The sequence below is a fragment of the Barnesiella sp. An55 genome (assembly GCF_002161555.1).
Classification (GTDB): domain Bacteria; phylum Bacteroidota; class Bacteroidia; order Bacteroidales; family Barnesiellaceae; genus Barnesiella; species Barnesiella merdipullorum.
The window spans coordinates 70,838-87,796 of sequence record NZ_NFHZ01000016.1 but is presented as its reverse complement, the minus strand read 5'-3'; the positions used below and the strand labels follow the sequence as shown (position 1 = coordinate 87,796).

Sequence of the window (16,959 nt, the reverse complement as noted above, 5' to 3'; positions counted from 1 at the left end):
TTGATGGCTACCGCAAAGTTACTGATGTTCTAATCGAAAAATTTTCTAATGCTTATAACTTATTGATGTTTAATAATTAAACCCTTGTCGGAGAATTTTTCTCCGGACACTAGTGATATTATATGAAATTGAATCACATGCTATATTAACTTAGTCTCTTCTGGTATTTTAGTATGACAAAAATCAAAATTGATTTATTCCGAACTGATTCTTTAGTTTATAGTTTTAATTTATGGTATATTTATTTATATCATGAACAAAGCAGTAGGTTTTAGCGGTAATTTTATCATATAAGATGTAACAAAAGTTACTATAATTCTTGACTTCAAATCTATTGTTTTGAATATATAGACCTAATGCAAAGCTTATGAATAGGCAAATAGCAAATAAAGTTTTTGCTTTATTCTTTTCCATATATTTTCTTGCGATAAAGAATGAAATGAATGAGATTACCAAAAGAATAGAAACCGGGAATGCCCAAGATAGTATAAATTTCTCCATAATATTATTTATTTTTATATAAAACGACAGGTGAAAATATTGTTTTTGTATTCTTCAAGCAATGTTTTAAGTTTTGTGCTTATTAGTTATCTTATTTATTTTTATTTGATTGTGAAATTTTCGTTAATTTCTATTTTGAGTCCTCTGTATAATATGTCAAAGATAATAAAAAAATAAAATCGATATGTTTTGAATAGGCTCTTTATTTTACATATGGGAGAATTTTAATATCCTCCATGACGTCTTCGTAAGTGTGGTTAGTATAGCTTTCGGTTGGATTGATTCCGCACATTTCGGGTGCATAGTGATATTCTTTAGCCTCTATACTTGTTTGACCGATGTCGATAGCGGTGGCTTGACGACGATGCGGGGATTGATGCGCAGCAGATGGTCGATAAAGACTTGTTGTTGCCGGGGCGACAGGATGAGTCTCTGGCGTTTCTCCAGCCGCAGTTGAATACGGTCCATCGAGGCGGCCGGAGCGCTCTCTAAACTAGTGGTGCGGGCGATTTCGGTGATGCGGTCGATGTCGAATTGTTTCTTGTCAAATATGCCGCATTGTACTTGGAGTGTTTTTCCTTCGATGGTGTATCGGGTATTGACCAGGGTATCGACGATAAAGACGGTGAGTATGACCAGCAGGGCGAGTCCTATCCACACCGACAGGTATATCATGAGGGCATAGACGGGTAGCAGGACGAGGGCAATGAGTGCGACCAGTCCCCAACTGATTCCTGAGCGATAGATGGTTTTCATGGAGGGGGTTAGAGAATACCGCCGCCGAAGATCAATCGCAGCAGGCCTACGATGATGGAGACGATGCAGAGTGTCTTACCGGTGTCGGACTTGAGAATGGCGCAGATGATGAGAAAGATAATGGACACGGGTATGGTAATCCAGTTGAGTATCCCCAACAGGGGGATGAAGGCGACCAGGGTGATGAGCAGGGCTATGATGCCTAAGAATGTTCCCATTGTAAAAGTTGGTTTTAAGGTGTAACAAATCGAGCGTCGCAAGGGTTGACCCGTGTGAGGTCAATCCATGCGGTTTTTGTAGTCGTTGTAGTCATATTCGCGCCACATCTCTACTGAGCCGTCGCACTTGAGACAGGCTATCGAGGGGTGGGGTATGCCGTTGAACATGGTGGTCTTGACGATGGTGTAGTGAATCATGTCTTCGAAGATGATGCGTTCGCCCACGGTGAGTTCGTGGTCGAAGTACCAGTCGCCCATGTAGTCGCCGCTCAGGCATGAGTTGCCGCCCATGCGGTAGGCATGCAGTCCGGGGGCGGGGGTGGTGACGGCTCCGCGGATGGCCGGCTGGTAGGGCATTTCGAGACAGTCGGGCATGTGGCAGGCAAAAGATACATCGAGTATGGCGGTGCGTATGCCGTGGTTCTCGACGATATCGACAACGGTCGATACGAGGGGCCCTGTCTGCCAGCCAAAGGCACTGCCGGGCTCGAGAATGAGTTCGAGGTTGGGATGCCGCTGCTTGAAGTCGCGCAGGAGCTGCACCAGGTGGTCGGTGTCGTAGCCCTGGCGGGTCATGAGGTGACCGCCACCCATGTTGAGCCATTTGACTTGGGGAAGCAGGTGGCCGAACAACTCTTCGACCCGAGCGAGGGTTTTCTCGAGATCGTAGGAGGTCGATTCGCACAGCGTGTGGAAGTGCAGCCCCTCGACACCCTGCGGCAGGTGTGTCAACTTGTCGGCCGTGATGCCCAGTCGTGAGCCGGGAGCACAGGGGTTGTAGAGGTCGGTCTCTACCTCGGAGTATTCGGGGTTGATGCGCAGTCCGCACGACACGCGGTTACCATCGGCTACCACCTGGGGATAGAACCGCTCGAACTGGCTCAACGAGTTGAACGTGATGTGGCTGCTGTATCGCAGGATGGCCGGGAAGTCGCGCTCGGTATAGGCTGGCGAATAGGTGTGTGCGGGGCTGCCCATCTCTTCGAAGGCGAGCCGTGCCTCGTGTATGGAGCTGGCCGTGGAGTAGGGGATGTATTCCCGAATGATGGGGAACGATTTCCACAAGGCATAAGCCTTGAAGGCCAGTATGATGTTTACCCCGGCTGCCTCTTTGACCGAACGGATGAGTTGCAGGTTTTGACGCAGGCGGGCCTCTTCGAGTACATAACAGGGCGATGGTATTTGCGACAGTATATCGTTGTGCATGGTTGTATCGTTGTGTGGTTTATGATTCTAAGATTGTAAATTTGGCAAATTTAAGCAGCAGTTGTTTACGGCCTACGTTGTCAAACTCGACCGTGATTTTGCTGTTGTCGCCTGTACCCTCGATGGCCGATACCGTGCCGTTGCCGAAGCGGGCATGGCAGATGCGGCTGCCCACCACGATTTGCCCGGCCGCCGTTGTAGCCGAGGTTTGGGTGGTCGCCGGGGTTTCGCCCGAGGGGCGGGCATTGATTTTGGTAAGTCGCTTGGCCGGAGCTGGAGCCGTGAAGGGTCGGGGTGCTGGGGCGCGGTCGTCGTCGCTGCTGCTTGGACGGAAGGGTTTGCGGTCCCATTCGTCCCTGTATGAAGTGCGCCAGGGAACCTCTTCGCGGGGCTGTTCCTGTCGAGCCTGGACCGGCATATCGACATACCGCGGGTCGAGCTCCTTGATGAATCGGCTGGGGGGTGACGACACCGTCTGGCCGTTGCGGTAGCGCGAGAGGGCATAGGTGATGGTGCAGTTCTCCTCGGCGCGGGTGATAGCCACATAGAGCAATCGGCGTTCTTCTTCGATTTCGCGCTCGCTCTCCTGACACATGGACGAGGGGAAAAGGTTCTCTTCCACGCCCACGATAAAGACCTGCTTGAACTCGAGCCCCTTCGAGGCGTGCACGGTCATGAGCGTTACCTTATCCTGCTCGGCTTCGTCACCGTTATCCTGGTCGGTAGCCAGCGATATGTCGGCCAAAAAGTCCGAGAGGGTGGTGTGCTCATCGCCCGCCTCCTGACGCAGGGTACAGAACTCCAGCACACCGTTCAGCAACTCTTCGATATTCTCTTGTCGGCTGATATTCTCGGGGGTACGCTCCGACGTAATGTCGCGCAAGATGCCCGATTGCTGTATGATGGTCTCAGCCAGTTCGGCGGTACTCTGGCGGGAGGCCGCGTTGCGGAAACTCTCGATGAGCTCTTTGAATCCCTTCAGTTTATTGAGAGTACCGTTGTTGACGTCGAGGTGGTGGTTCAGCGGGTCGGCAATGACACTCCACAGGCTGTGACCGCTCTCGTGAGCCCGGTCGATGAGCTTGGTGAGAGTCGTGTTGCCAATACCCCGGGCCGGATAGTTGATGACCCGTTTGAGAGCCTCCTCGTCGTCGGGATTGACGGTGAGGCGGAAGTAGGCGATGGCATCTTTAATCTCTTTGCGCTGGTAGAACGAGGTACCCCCGTAGATGCGGTAGGGTATGTTGCGCTTGCGCAGGGCCTCCTCCAGTGTGCGCGACTGGGCGTTGGTGCGGTAGAGTATGGCAAAGTCGTTGTAGTGGCAATGGGTGGTAAGGCGCAGTTCGGCAATGCGGTTCGAGACGATGAATCCCTCTTCGAAGTCGGAGTAGGCACTAATCACCTTCACCTTGTTGCCCCACTCCTTTTGCGAGAATATCTGTTTGGGAATCTGCTCCTTGTTCTTGGCTATGAGGCTGTTGGCCGTGTTGACTATATTTTGGGTCGAGCGATAGTTGCGCTCGAGCTTGAAAATCTTCAGTCCCGGGTACTCTTTGCTCAGTCCCAGAATGTTGTGAATGTTGGCCCCCCGGAAGGAGTAGATGCTTTGGGCATCGTCGCCCACCACGCAGATGCGGTTGTGACCCTTGCCCAACTGACTCACGATAAGGTGTTGGGCAAAGTTGGTATCCTGGTACTCATCGACCAGAATATAGGCAAACAGGTCGCGGTAGTGTTGCACCACGTCGGGATGGTCGCGAAACAGAATATTGGTGTTGAGCAACAGGTCGTCAAAGTCCATCGCCCCCGACACGAAACAGCGGTGACGGTAGAGGCGGTAGATCTCGTGGATGAGCGGCCGTTTCGAACGGGTATCCATCTCGATGAGTCCCCGGTTGCGGGCATAAGCCTGAGGCTCGATAAGGGCGTTTTTAGCGTTCGAGATAATCGATTGCACGGTCGAGGGCTTATATACCTTGTCGTCGAGCTGCATCTCGCGGATGATGCTTTTGATGAGCGAGAGCGAGTCGGAGGCATCGTAGATGGTAAAGTCGTGACGGTAGCCCAACCGGTCGGCATTGGCCCGCAGGATGCGCGAGAAAATCGAGTGGAACGTACCGGCCCACAACCGCGAAGCCGTGTCGATACCCACTACCTCGGCAATACGGCTCTTCATCTCGTTGGCTGCCTTGTTGGTAAAGGTAAGCGCCAGCAGCCGATAAGGGGGATACCCCATTTGCAGGAGGTAGGCAATCTTGTAGGTCAGCACCCGAGTCTTTCCCGACCCGGCCCCGGCAATAACCAGTTCGGGCCCCTCGGTATAGAGTACGGCATCGCGTTGTTGCTCGTTGAGTTCGTTCAAAAAGTCCAGTTCCACTACTTCTTATATTTTAATGCAAAGATAGTGAAAGGTGAGAGCAAAGGAAAAAGGGAAACGAAGTTTTCAACTTTTACCTTGCCGAACCGCATCCTATTTTCGCAGCATGCAAAGATAGCGAAAGGCGAGAGCAGAGACAAACGGAAAACGAAGTTTTCAGTTTGATTATGCCGAGCCGCCTCCTGTCTTCTGGAAAGATAGCGAAAGGCGAGGGCCGAGACAAACGGAAAACGAAGTTTTCAAGTTTGATTATGCCGAGCCACATCCTGTCTAAAGATAGCGAGTCCTACCGCGCCTTGACGCAGTATCCAGGAATACCATCGGTGGCACTTGTATTTTGCAGCCTTGGAGATGGACCCCGCATCGAGGTGCGGGGTGACTGGGTGTGTCATACCGCGCTTTGACGCGGTATCCATTTTTCGGGTTTCTTTATCTCAACACTCGTTTGAGCCATTTCAATTTATTGCCATAGGGCGGGAATCGGAACTCGGAGTAGAGTCGTTGGGCCGAGGTGACAACGCTGCGCTGGTGGCTGAAGGTCTCGAAACTGGTGCGGCCGTGATAGGCTCCCATACCGCTGTTGCCGATACCTCCGAAGGGAAGGTTGCCGTTGGCAATCTGTATGACGGTGTCGTTGATGCAGGCTCCGCCCGACGAGGTGTGCTGTATCATGTAGCGGGCCCGTTTGCGGCTGCGGGTGAAGTAGTAGAGAGCCAGCGGTTTCTCGCGCTGGTTGATGTACTTGACACAGTCGTCGATATCGTCGAAGGGCATGACGGGGAGTATGGGACCGAAAATTTCGTCGGTGAGCAGGGGCGACTGCGGGTCGATATCGGTGAGCAGGGTGGGGGCTATGTAGCGGTCGGTGGGGTCGCAGGTGCCGCCACAGAGGGGGGTGCCGTGCGAGAGCAGGGTAGCCAGTCGCTCGAAGTGCTGCTCGTTGACGATGCGCGAGTAGTCGGGATTATGTTGAGGGTCTGCACCATAGAGATGTTCGATCTCTTTTCGCATCAGGTCGATGAGTCGCGACTCTACTCGACTGTGTACCAACAGGTAATCGGGTGCCACACACGTTTGTCCGCAATTGATGAATTTCCCCCACACGATGCGGCGGGCTGCCGTGGGCAGGTGGGCGTCGTCATCGACGATACAGGGACTTTTGCCTCCCAGCTCGAGTGTGACGGGGGTGAGGTATCGGGCTGCCGCCTGCATGATGTGGCGCCCATACTCCACACCACCGGTGTAGAAAATGTAGTCGAACCGCTCTTGCAGCAGTTCTTCGGTTGTTTCGCGACGGGCATCGGCTACGGCGATATACTCCTCTTCGAAACATTCGCCGATGAGTTCTTGCAGAGCCTGGGCCGTGTGAGGGGCCTCGCCCGAGGGTTTGATAATGGCACAGTTGCCTGCCGCAATGGCTCCAACCAAAGGCGACAGTGACAGTTGCAGCGGATAGTTCCACGGGGCGATGATGAGCACACAGCCATAAGGTTCGTAGTGAATGTGGCTTTTGGCTCCAAAGAGGAAGAACGGGGTGGGGCGTCGGCGGTCACGGGCCCAGCTTTGCAGGTTGCTTTTGGCCAATCGTATCTCATGCAGGAGGATACCGATTTCGGTCACATAGCTTTCGAAGGGCGATTTACCCATATCGGCCTGCAATGCTTCGTTCAGTTCCTTTTCCCGAGAGGTGATACCTTCGGCCAGGCGGTCGAGGGCACACAGTCGGAAGGGAATCTCGCGGGTAATATGTTCGTTGAAAAACTCTTTTTGCAAATTGACCAGGTGATGATAGTCGTGGGTAGTCATATCGTCGTTGTTTGTAATTGGGTGATAAAGATAACAATTCACCGGCAGATACGGTTTAAAATCGTACTAAATTCTTGGGCGGGGCTGTTGAATATCCAGGTGGGTCTTCGGGAACGGTGGCCGATAAAAAGGCGGGGCTTCTCTTTTTTGAGAGAAGCCCCGCTGGTATGGAGTCAAGTTTGTTTATTACTTGCGGTAGTCGGCCATCATTTCGGGTTTGGAGTTGGCGATGAAGGCAGCGTGTTTGGCTACCTCGGCCTCACCGAAGTTGATGTAAACATCGGCCGAGTGACGGAACGATTCGTTGCGCGTGGTGTCGGCGAGCAGCAGGTGACCCATGATGATGTGACCGGCCATCTCGACCATGCGGCGAGCCTGGAAGTCGATGTATTCGTTGTCTTTGGTTTCGGTAACCGATTCGACAGCTTTTACATAGGCCTCTTTCATTGCCTTGAGACGGTCGCGCAGCGGCTCCAGTTCGGGAGCGATGGCGGCAGCCTCGTAGGCCTCGATTTGGTGGAGGAAGGTGCCGGTGGTGACGTGGCGAATAGCGGCTACGACTTGCAGCTGGGTGGTACCCTCGTAAATCGAGGTGATGCGGGCATCGCGGTAGATACGCTCGCAGGCGTAGTCTTTCATGAAGCCCGAGCCGCCGTGAACCTGCACGCAGTCATAGGCGTTCTGGTTACAGAATTCGCTCGACATGCCTTTGGCCAGGGGGGTGAAGGCATCGGCCAGTTTCTGGTAGGCCTTCATCTCGGCACGCTCTTCGGGTTCGAGCGAGCGCTCTTTGGCAATATCTTCATAGGTCTTGTAAAGGTCAACAAAGCGGGTCGTCTCGTAGAGGAGCGAACGCGAAGCATCGAGTTTGGCTTTCATCAACGAAATCATTTCGTAAACGGCGGGGAACTCGATGATGGGTTTGCCAAACTGTTTACGGTCGCGGGCATAGGCGATGGCTTCGCGATAAGCGGCCTCCGATACACCCACCGATTGAGCGGCGATACCCAGACGGGCGCCGTTCATCAGAGCCATTACATATTTGATAAGACCCAGTTTGCGGCTACCGCAGAGCTCGGCTTTGGCATTCTTGAACACGAGTTCGCAGGTAGGCGATCCCTTGATACCCATCTTGTTTTCGATGCGGCGCACCGTTACACCACCGCTGTTGCGGTCGTAGATGAACATCGACAATCCGCGGCCGTCTTTGGTCCCCTCTTCCGAGCGGGCCAGTACGAGGGCGATATTGCCGTCTCCGTTGGTGATGAAACGTTTCACACCGTTCAGATACCAGCAACCGTCGGCCTCACTGTAAGTGGCTTTGAGCATGACGGCCTGGAGGTCCGAACCGGCATCGGGCTCGGTCAGGTCCATGGCCATGGTTTCACCGGCGCATACGCGGGGCAGGTATTTTTGTTTCTGCTCTTCGCTGGCAAATTCGTAGATGGTCTCGGCGCAGTCTTGCAGGCCCCAGATGTTTACGAAACCGGCATCGGCGCGGCTCACCATATCGGCAGCCATGATGTAGGGCACGAGCGAGAAGTTGAGACCGTTGTAACGACGAGGCATCGAGATACCCATCAGCCCGGCTTTTACCAGAGCGTCGAGGTTCTTTTGTGTGCCTTTGGCATATACCACGTGGCCATCGACTACGTGGGGACCTTCGTGATCCACGTCTTCGGCGTTGGCAGCTACGATTTCGCCACTGATTTCGCCGGCGATTTCGAGTACCTTTTCATAACTGTCCATGGCGTCTTCGAAGTTGAAGGGCGCATAGTCATATTTTTCGGCATCGGAGTAGTTCCGTTCCCGTAAGGCCACCAGCTTTTCCATGAGCGGGTGGTGCAAGTGATGTTTCAAATCACTGTTGTCTAAAAAGAAATTAGCCATATTCTGTGTTTACTTTTTCATAAATGAAATGAAAACTCCTTTTTTGCCCGGTTTCCTTGAAACCGGGACTTTCCTGGGCTCGGCTATGGTTGTAGCGCGTGCGATTATTTGGAGTTTTTCTTGTAGTATTTAATGAGTTTGGGAACTACCTCTTCGACCGTACCGGTGATCACATAGTCGGCTATCGAGTTGATAGGCGCATTGGGGTCGCTGTTGATCGAGATGATAATCGAACTGTCTTGCATACCGGCGATGTGCTGGATTTGTCCCGAGATACCGCAAGCGATATAGAGTTTGGGACGTACCGTTACACCCGTTTGACCAATTTGACGGTCGTGCTCTACAAAGCCGGCATCGACGGCGGCACGCGAAGCACCTACCTCGGCACCCAGTGTAGCGGCCAGGTCGAACAACATGTCGAAGTTCTCTTTCGAACCCATACCGTATCCACCGGCTACGATAATCGAAGCACCCTTGATGTTGGCTTTCGATTTCTCCATCTGACGGTCGATTACCTCGACCACAAAGTCGGCATCGGATACATATTTTTTCGGGTCGAGTTTAACCACCTCGCCTTTGTAGTTGGGGTCGTAGATCTCTTTTTTCATCACACCCTCGCGCACGGTGGCCATTTGCGGGCGGCACTCGGGGTTTACAATCGTAGCCACGATGTTACCACCGAAGGCGGGACGGATTTGGTACAACAGGTTTTCGTAGGTCTTGTTGTTTTTCTTATCCTCGTGCGGGCCGATTTCGAGAGCCGTACAGTCGGCCGTCAGACCGCTGTGGAGCGACGACGATACGCGTGGACCCAGGTCGCGGCCAATGCTGGTGGCACCCATCAGGCACACTTGAGGTTTCTGCTCTTTGAACAGGTGAACCAGTACCGAAGTGTGGGGAATCGAGGTATAGGGATAGAGGCGGGGATCATCTACGGTATAGACCGTATCGACCCCGTAGGGGAATACCTGTTTCTCCACGCCGTCGAGGTTGCTGCCGATGACGAGGGCTTCGAGTTTACAATTGAGTTGATTGGCCAACGAACGACCTTTGGTGAGCAGTTCGAGGCTCACGTCGGCGATAATGCCGTCTTCTATTTCGCAATATACAATCAGATTGTTCATAATCGTTAGTTTTTTAGTTCATAGTACACGGGCATTAACCAATGGTATGATTGGCGATCAACTCTTTTACGAGGTCTTCGATTTCGTTGTCGGCTGCCGTGAGCTGCTTGCTTTCTTTAGCTTGGAATACCACGTTTTGTACGGCTTTCACCTTGGTGGGCGAACCGGCGAGACCTACCTGTGTGAGGTCGGCATCGACGTCGTTTACACTCCATTCATAGAGGTTCAGGGCAGGGCGTTGCTCATAGAGTTTGAGGCACTCTTCGCTGAGTCCTTGTTTTTCGCTGGGAGTCTTGGCGTATTTGTAACGTTGCACGAGTTTGGCGTTGCGGGGACGACATTCGTCGGCCGAACCGTTTACCGTAATCACGGCGGGCAGAGGAACCACTACGGTCTCTACACCACGCTCGAGACGGCGTTTTACGGTAGCTTTACCGTTCTCGATCTTGACGATTTGTTCGGCATAAGTTACTTGGGGGATACCCAGTTTTTCGGCCACTTGGGGACCTACTTGAGCCGTATCGCCGTCGATAGCCTGGCGACCGCCCAGGATGATGTCGTAGTCTTTGATTTTACGTACGGCGCACGAGAGGGCATACGAGGTGGCCAGTGTATCGGCACCGGCAAAAGCGCGGTCGGTGAGGACGATTCCGCCGTCGGCTCCGCGGAAGAGACCTTCGCGGATAATCTCGGCCGCACGGGGAGGACCCATCGTGAGCAGGGTAATCGTTGAACCCGGATTCTGTTCTTTCAGTTGCAGAGCCTGTTCCAAGGCATTCAAATCTTCGGGGTTGAAGATAGCGGGCAGGGCGGCACGGTTAATGGTTCCGTCCTCTTTCATGGCATCTTTCCCCACATTTCTGGTATCGGGCACTTGTTTGGCCAATACTACGATTTTAAGACTCATAATTTAATGTGAGATTTGTGATTTATAAATATTCTTTTGTTTTTGTGTCGTTTTAATGCTGACTTGCAAAATTACAAAAATGATTGTTATTATCAATCTTTTACCGAGAAAAAAACCTCCATGCCTCCGTGCGACAGGGGTGTATCGGGCGGTGGCATAGAGGTTTAGGTCGTGTGGCCGTGAAGCGGTGTCTATTCGTAGCTGCTGCCGTCGAAACAGTGGGTACAGATGCACTCCTTGGGCAGGCCTATCGATTCGACAAGGGTCTCCAACGGGTTGAATTTAAGGGTGGTAATCTTCAGCTTCTTGCAGATGCAGTTGACCATGCAGTTGTATTGGGGCGAACCGGTGCGGGCGTATGCCTCGACGTTCTTGTCGGGGTCGCCTTCGAGTTCGGCGATGGTGCGCCGGGTAATCAGTTCCATCTCGCTCTTCGAGGCGGTGAAGTTGAGGAACTTGCAGGGATAGAGCAGGGGCGGACAGCTGATGCGCATGTGTACCTCTTTGGCACCGTAGCGGTAGAGGTCCGACACGTTGTCGCGCAGCTGGGTACCGCGCACAATCGAGTCGTCGCAGAATACTACCTTTTTACCGTCGAGCATGGTTCGGTTGGGGATGAGCTTCATCTTGGCTACCAGTTCGCGCATGGCCTGGTTCGACGGGGTGAAGCTGCGGGGCCACGTGGGGGTATATTTGACGATTCCGCGGCGATAGGGAATCTGTTTGCCCACGGCATAGCCCAGAGCCATACCTACGCCCGAGTCGGGGATACCCGACACGAAGTCGGCCTCGATGTCGTCGTTCTTGCCCATCTCGTAACCGGTGTGGAAACGCATCTCCTCGACGTTTTTCCCCTCGTACTCGCAGGCGGGATAACCATAGTAAACCCACAGGAACGAGCATATCTGCATCTTCTTGCCGGGCTTGGCCAGGGTCTCGTAGCCGTCGGCAGTGAGGCGCACGATTTCGCCCGGGCCTATGTTGTAGCAGAGTTCATAGCCCAGATTGGGGAAGCTGCAGGTCTCCGACGACACGGCATATCCGTTTTCGCCCCGGCCTATCAGGATGGGGGTGCGGCCATATTTGTCGCGGGCGGCGATGATGCCTTGCTCGGTGAGCAACAGCATGGAGCAGGAGCCTTTGATTTTCTCCTGTACCAGTCGGATGCCTTCGACATAGTCTTTGCCTTGGCTGATGATCATCGACACCAGTTCCGACTGGTTGATGATGTTGTTGCTGTGCTCGCTGAAGTGGTTGCCGCTGGCCAGCAGCTCCTTCTCGAGCTCCTCGACATTGTTGATTTTGGCTACGGTGACGATGGCAAATTTGCCCAGGTGGCAGCTGATGATGATGGGTTGTGCGTCGGTGTCGCTGATGACGCCTATACCCGAGTTGCCCGAGAATTCGGGTAGCTCGGCCTCGAACTTCGATCGGAAGTAGGAGTTCTCGATATTGTGAATGGCCCGTTTGAAAACGCCGTTGCCATAGGTCACGATGCCGGCGCGTTTGGTGCCCAGGTGCGAGTTGTAATCTACGCCATAGAAAAGGTCGGTCACGCACGATTCTCTCTTTATAGTACCAAAAAATCCTCCCATAGTGTTGTGGTAATGGTTATGTGTTTCTTATGTTGAAAAAAGAACAGAGCGAGAGGGCGACGAGGCCCTCCCGCTCTGCGCGGTTATACTTGTTATTTGGTGTGTTGTTCAACCCATTTGCGGGCGTTAACAAAGGCTTCGATCCACGGGGTCACTTCGTCGTTCCGGCGGTCGGCGGGGTAGTAGCCGCACTGCCAGGGGAAGATGGCGCGTTCGAGGTGAGGCATCATGGCCAGGTGACGGCCGTCGGCCGAAGCGATACCGGCGATGGCGTAGGGCGAACCGTTGGGGTTGGCCGGGTAGGCATCGTAGGTATATTGGGCCACAATGTGGTAGCGATCTTTGTCGTAGGGCAATTCGAACTTGCCTTCGCCGTGGGCTACCCAGATACCCAGTTTCGAACCCGACAGCGAGCCAAACATAACCGAGTTGTTCTGCGGGATGGTGAGCCCGATGAACTGCGACTCGAACTTGTGCGAGTCGTTGTGGCGCATCTTGGGTTTCTCGGCGTGGTCGGGGGTGAGCAGACCCAGTTCGACCATGAGCTGACAGCCGTTGCAGATACCCAGGCTCAACGTGTCGGGGCGGCTGTAGAAGCGGTCGAGAGCGGCCTTGGCCTTTTCGTTCCAGAGGAAACCTCCGGCCCAACCTTTGGCCGAGCCCAGCACGTCGCTGTTCGAGAAACCGCCGCAATAGACAATCATGTTCACATCGTCGAGGGTTTCGCGGCCGCTGATGAGGTCGGTCATGTGCACATCTTTCACGTCAAAGCCGGCCAGGTAGAGCGAATAGGCCATTTCGCGGTCGCCATTCACACCCTTCTCGCGGATGATGGCAGCTTTCACACCACTGCGGGTGCGGCGGTCGGCCGAGATGCCATATTGTGCCAGTGTGCCGGTAAACGACGGGGCGAAACTGTATTGCAGGGGTTGCTCCTTGTAGTTGAGGAACCGCTCCTTGGCTGCCTTTTCGCCGCTCTGTTTGCGGTCGAGCAGGTAGGACGATTCGAACCATACGTCGCGCAGGTGGTCGATGAAGAACTGGTAGTCGGCACCATCCTTATGGATGAGCAGGTGACGCTCTTCGCAGGGACGGGCCAGTTTGATGAAGGCGACGCCGGCGTGTTTGAGAATCTTCTCCACCTCTTCGCTCTTCTCTACCTGGATGAGGATACCCGGATTTTCGCTGAAGAGAATCTTCACCAGATCTTTTTCGGGTATCTCGTCGAGCGATACTTCGAGACCGCCCTCGGTATTGGCAAAGTTCATCTCGAGCAGCGTGGTTATCATACCGCCGGCCGAGATATCGTGACCGGCCAGAATCAGCTCTTTCTTCACCAGTTGCTGCACGGCGTTGAAGGCGGCGGCAAAATACTCGCTGTCTTGTACCGTGGGCACCTCTTTACCTATCTTGTTGAGCGATTGGGCAAAAGCCGAGCCGCCCAGTTTCAGCCGGTCGAACGAGAAGTCGATGTAGTAAACGGCGCTCTCGACCCCGGTGCGCAGCACAGGCGAAACCACCTTGCGGATATCCGATACCTCGGCACCGGCCGAGATGATGACCGTGCCCGGCGAATAGACCTTGTCGTTGCCATATTTCTGTGTCATCGAGAGGCTGTCTTTACCCGTGGGGATGTTGATACCCAGCGAGCAGGCAAAGTCGCTGCAAGCCTCGACGGCCCGGTAGAGGCGGGCATCCTCGCCCTCGTTTTTGCAGGGCCACATCCAGTTGGCGCTCAACGACACGCTGTCGAGACCTTCGGCCAGCGGAGCCCACACGATATTGGTGAGTGCCTCGGCAATCGAGAGTACCGACCCGGCTGCGGGATCGACGAGTGCAGCTTGCGGGGCATGGCCTATCGAGGTGGCTATACCGGCACGTCCGCGGTAGTCGAGTGCCACCACGCCGCAGTCGCTCAAGGGCAACTGTATCTCGCCCTGGCATTGCTGGCGGGCAATCTTGCCCGTTACCGAGCGATCGACCTTGTTGGTGAGCCAGTCTTTGCAGGCCACGGCCTCGAGTTGGAGCACACGCTCTACATACTCGTCGAGCTGGCGTTGGTCGTAGGTTACATCTTTATAAGTCTCTTTGACGGTGTGGTCGGTCATGACGGTGCGGGGAGCCTTGCCAAACATGTCGTCCATGGCCAGGTCGATAGGTTTCACGCCGTCGGCCTGACGGAATACGAAGCGGTGGTCGCCAGTCGTTTCGCCCACTACATAGAAGGGGGCACGTTCGCGGTCGGCAATCTGGCGGATGCGGTCGATATCCTCTTCGTGGATAACGATACCCATGCGCTCCTGACTTTCGTTACCTACAATCTCCTTGGCCGAGAGAGTGGGGTCGCCCACCGGGAGCTTGTCCATGTCGATGACGCCACCCGTCTCCTCCACGAGTTCCGAGAGGGCGTTGAGGTGGCCGCCGGCACCGTGGTCGTGAATCGACACGATGGGGTTCTCGTCGGCTTCCGACATGGCCCGTATCACGTTCGATACCCGTTTCTGCATTTCGGGGTTGGCCCGTTGCACGGCATTCAACTCGATGGCGTTGGCATACTGTCCCGTCTCTACCGACGAAACGGCGCCGCCACCCATACCGATGCGGTAGTTGTCGCCACCCATCACCACCACCTTTTCGCCGGGCTCGGGGGTACCCTTGAGGGCGTCGCGCATGTTGGCGAATCCCACGCCGCCGGCCAGCATGATTACCTTGTCAAAGGCAAACTTCTTGCCGTTCTCGGCGTGCTCGAAGGTGAGCAGCGAACCGCAGATGAGGGGTTGGCCAAATTTGTTGCCGAAGTCCGAAGCTCCGTTCGACGCCTTGATCAATATCTGCTCGGGCGTCTGGTAGAGCCAGGGGCGGGGAGCCATGGCCCCCTCTTCCCATTCGCGGCCCTCTTCGGTGCGGGGATAGGCAGTCATATACACGGCGGTACCGGCAATAGGCAAGCTGGCGCGGCCGCCGCCCAGACGGTCGCGAATCTCACCGCCCGTACCCGTGGCAGCTCCGTTGAAGGGCTCGACCGTGGTGGGGAAGTTGTGCGTCTCGGCTTTGAGCGAGATAACCGTCTTGATATCCTTGATTTCAAAAAAGTCGGGTTGTTGCGGATTCACCGGGGCAAACTGTTCGATCACCGGGCCGGCATTGAAGGCCACATTGTCCTTGTAGGCCGATACCAGTCGGTTGGGGTTGTACTCCGATGTCTTTTTGATGAGCTTGAAGAGCGAGCTCTCTTTCTCTTTCCCGTCGATGATAAACACGCCGTTGAAGATTTTGTGGCGGCAGTGCTCCGAGTTTACCTGCGAGAAACCGAACACCTCGCTGTCGGTGAGTTTGCGGCCTATCTTGTGGCTCAACTCGTTGAGGTAGTTGATTTCGTCGGGACTCAGGGCCAGACCCTCCTGCTCGTTGTAGGCAGCCAGGTCGTCGATATAGACGATGGGGTCGGGGCGTTTGTCAATTTCGAAGATGCGGCCGTCGATACCGTGGTAAAGGCGTTGCAGCATCTTGTCAAACTCGGCCTGGTCGTTCTCGACCGGGAAGAACTCCTCGATGCGGGTAATGCCGGTGAGGCCCATGTTTTGGGTAATCTCTACCGCATTGGTACTCCACGGGGTAATCATCTCTTTGCGCGGTCCTACGAACCAGCCCGGCAGCGTGGGTTGTGCAAGCTGCTCGGCCTCTCCGAAAAGCCAGGATAACTTTTGGGTCTCTTCGGCCGAAAAGTCATGGTCGGCCTCGACCGCGATAATGTGTTGAACGGGGGTTTTGAAAAGAATGACCATTATGTCTTGTTTTTTTAGTGGCATGGTTGTATTCCCGTTTTCTCTCTCGAAAAGAGGCCGGGAAAAAGATCTATGGGTTTTCGTCGCAAAATTAAATAAAATCTCTGGAATAACCTTGCAAAAAGAGGGGAATGACTTTTAAATGGATTGAATCGAATTTGTGGACTGTTGTGTTATCTTGTGAAAGTTGGTTAGCTATGACAATTATGCTCATGTATGGCGAAGTAATAACGTGGTGTATGAGTTTGGTGCGGTATGTCACAACAGTTTAATATTGATTGGTCTATAAGGTATACGAGAGTGCTTGAAGCCAATTCGCAGCAGTAGTAAGTAGAACAGCAATGGGCGGAACGGCAGTTTTACGAAATACTGAAAGGAATCAAGTCGGAGAAACTGGAAGCAGTCAAGACGGAAGCGAAAGCCGCATTCGTAGCTAAGGTTGGTTCTCTTTTCGGTGGTGGTAAGTTGAAAGAGTTTGAACACAGGAATGAAGATTTGCAAAAGCGCATATAGGAACTTGAAAAAGAAGCCGTACAACGAGAGGAACAACATACCAAGCAGATACAGGAAATGAAGAATGTTTACGAACAACAATACCTCAAGCTGTCGGAATTTACGGATTTTGTCAAACGCTACTTCCTTCATGTGGAAAAGCTGATACCGACCATTCAAAGGTATTAAGTTGTAAATCAAAATAAAGTTCGTGATAGTTAGTGGCATATCACGAACTTTTTGTATTTTTGTATTCGGATTGGGGCAACCCTTTCCAATACATAAGAGAAAAAAGAAGAAGC

10 protein-coding genes are annotated in these 16,959 nt (G+C 53.5%); all 10 read right to left on the bottom strand.

What is annotated here, in order from left to right:
* Positions 1 to 822: 822 nt before the first annotated feature.
* Positions 823 to 1,257: a PH domain-containing protein gene (locus tag B5G10_RS10475; RefSeq protein WP_087424677.1), complete on the bottom strand. Its 435-nt coding sequence runs from the start codon at positions 1,255 to 1,257 to the stop codon at positions 823 to 825.
* A gap of 8 nt (positions 1,258 to 1,265) precedes the next feature.
* Positions 1,266 to 1,475 carry a hypothetical protein gene (locus tag B5G10_RS10470; RefSeq protein ID WP_087409709.1) on the bottom strand — a complete coding sequence of 70 codons (210 nt, stop codon included), beginning with the start codon at positions 1,473 to 1,475 and terminating at the stop codon, positions 1,266 to 1,268.
* A gap of 60 nt (positions 1,476 to 1,535) precedes the next feature.
* Entirely contained in the window at positions 1,536 to 2,681 is a 1,146-nt protein-coding gene (gene nspC / locus B5G10_RS10465) for a carboxynorspermidine decarboxylase (protein ID WP_087424676.1), read from the bottom strand.
* A gap of 19 nt (positions 2,682 to 2,700) precedes the next feature.
* Entirely contained in the window at positions 2,701 to 5,058 is a 2,358-nt protein-coding gene (locus B5G10_RS10460) for a UvrD-helicase domain-containing protein (RefSeq protein WP_087424675.1), read from the bottom strand.
* A gap of 429 nt (positions 5,059 to 5,487) precedes the next feature.
* Entirely contained in the window at positions 5,488 to 6,906 is a 1,419-nt protein-coding gene (locus tag B5G10_RS10455) for an aldehyde dehydrogenase (RefSeq protein ID WP_255375279.1), read from the bottom strand.
* 144 nt (positions 6,907 to 7,050) lie between these two features.
* Complete coding sequence (locus B5G10_RS10450; protein ID WP_087424673.1) at positions 7,051 to 8,754, bottom strand: acyl-CoA dehydrogenase family protein; 1,704 nt, start codon at positions 8,752 to 8,754, stop codon at positions 7,051 to 7,053.
* 104 nt (positions 8,755 to 8,858) lie between these two features.
* Positions 8,859 to 9,878 (bottom strand): electron transfer flavoprotein subunit alpha/FixB family protein, encoded by a 1,020-nt coding sequence (locus B5G10_RS10445; RefSeq protein WP_087424672.1) that lies wholly within the window; start codon positions 9,876 to 9,878, stop codon positions 8,859 to 8,861.
* Positions 9,879 to 9,912: 34 nt separating this feature from the next.
* Complete coding sequence (locus B5G10_RS10440; protein WP_087424671.1) at positions 9,913 to 10,785, bottom strand: electron transfer flavoprotein subunit beta/FixA family protein; 873 nt, start codon at positions 10,783 to 10,785, stop codon at positions 9,913 to 9,915.
* 191 nt (positions 10,786 to 10,976) lie between these two features.
* Positions 10,977 to 12,380, bottom strand: a complete 1,404-nt coding sequence (locus tag B5G10_RS10435; RefSeq protein WP_087424670.1) for an amidophosphoribosyltransferase — start codon at positions 12,378 to 12,380, stop codon at positions 10,977 to 10,979.
* A gap of 92 nt (positions 12,381 to 12,472) precedes the next feature.
* Positions 12,473 to 16,165 carry a phosphoribosylformylglycinamidine synthase gene (gene purL, locus B5G10_RS10430; RefSeq protein ID WP_087424669.1) on the bottom strand — a complete coding sequence of 1,231 codons (3,693 nt, stop codon included), beginning with the start codon at positions 16,163 to 16,165 and terminating at the stop codon, positions 12,473 to 12,475.
* Positions 16,166 to 16,959: the final 794 nt, after the last annotated feature.

Coding starts and splice junctions, on each gene's coding strand:
- B5G10_RS10475 (WP_087424677.1), bottom strand. CDS start 1,257: ATGAAAACCATCTATCGCTCAGGAATCAGTTGGGGACTGGTCGCACTC.
- B5G10_RS10470 (WP_087409709.1), bottom strand. CDS start 1,475: ATGGGAACATTCTTAGGCATCATAGCCCTGCTCATCACCCTGGTCGCC.
- nspC (WP_087424676.1), bottom strand. CDS start 2,681: ATGCACAACGATATACTGTCGCAAATACCATCGCCCTGTTATGTACTC.
- B5G10_RS10450 (WP_087424673.1), bottom strand. CDS start 8,754: ATGGCTAATTTCTTTTTAGACAACAGTGATTTGAAACATCACTTGCAC.
- B5G10_RS10445 (WP_087424672.1), bottom strand. CDS start 9,878: ATGAACAATCTGATTGTATATTGCGAAATAGAAGACGGCATTATCGCC.
- B5G10_RS10440 (WP_087424671.1), bottom strand. CDS start 10,785: ATGAGTCTTAAAATCGTAGTATTGGCCAAACAAGTGCCCGATACCAGA.
- B5G10_RS10435 (WP_087424670.1), bottom strand. CDS start 12,380: ATGGGAGGATTTTTTGGTACTATAAAGAGAGAATCGTGCGTGACCGAC.
- purL (WP_087424669.1), bottom strand. CDS start 16,165: ATGGTCATTCTTTTCAAAACCCCCGTTCAACACATTATCGCGGTCGAG.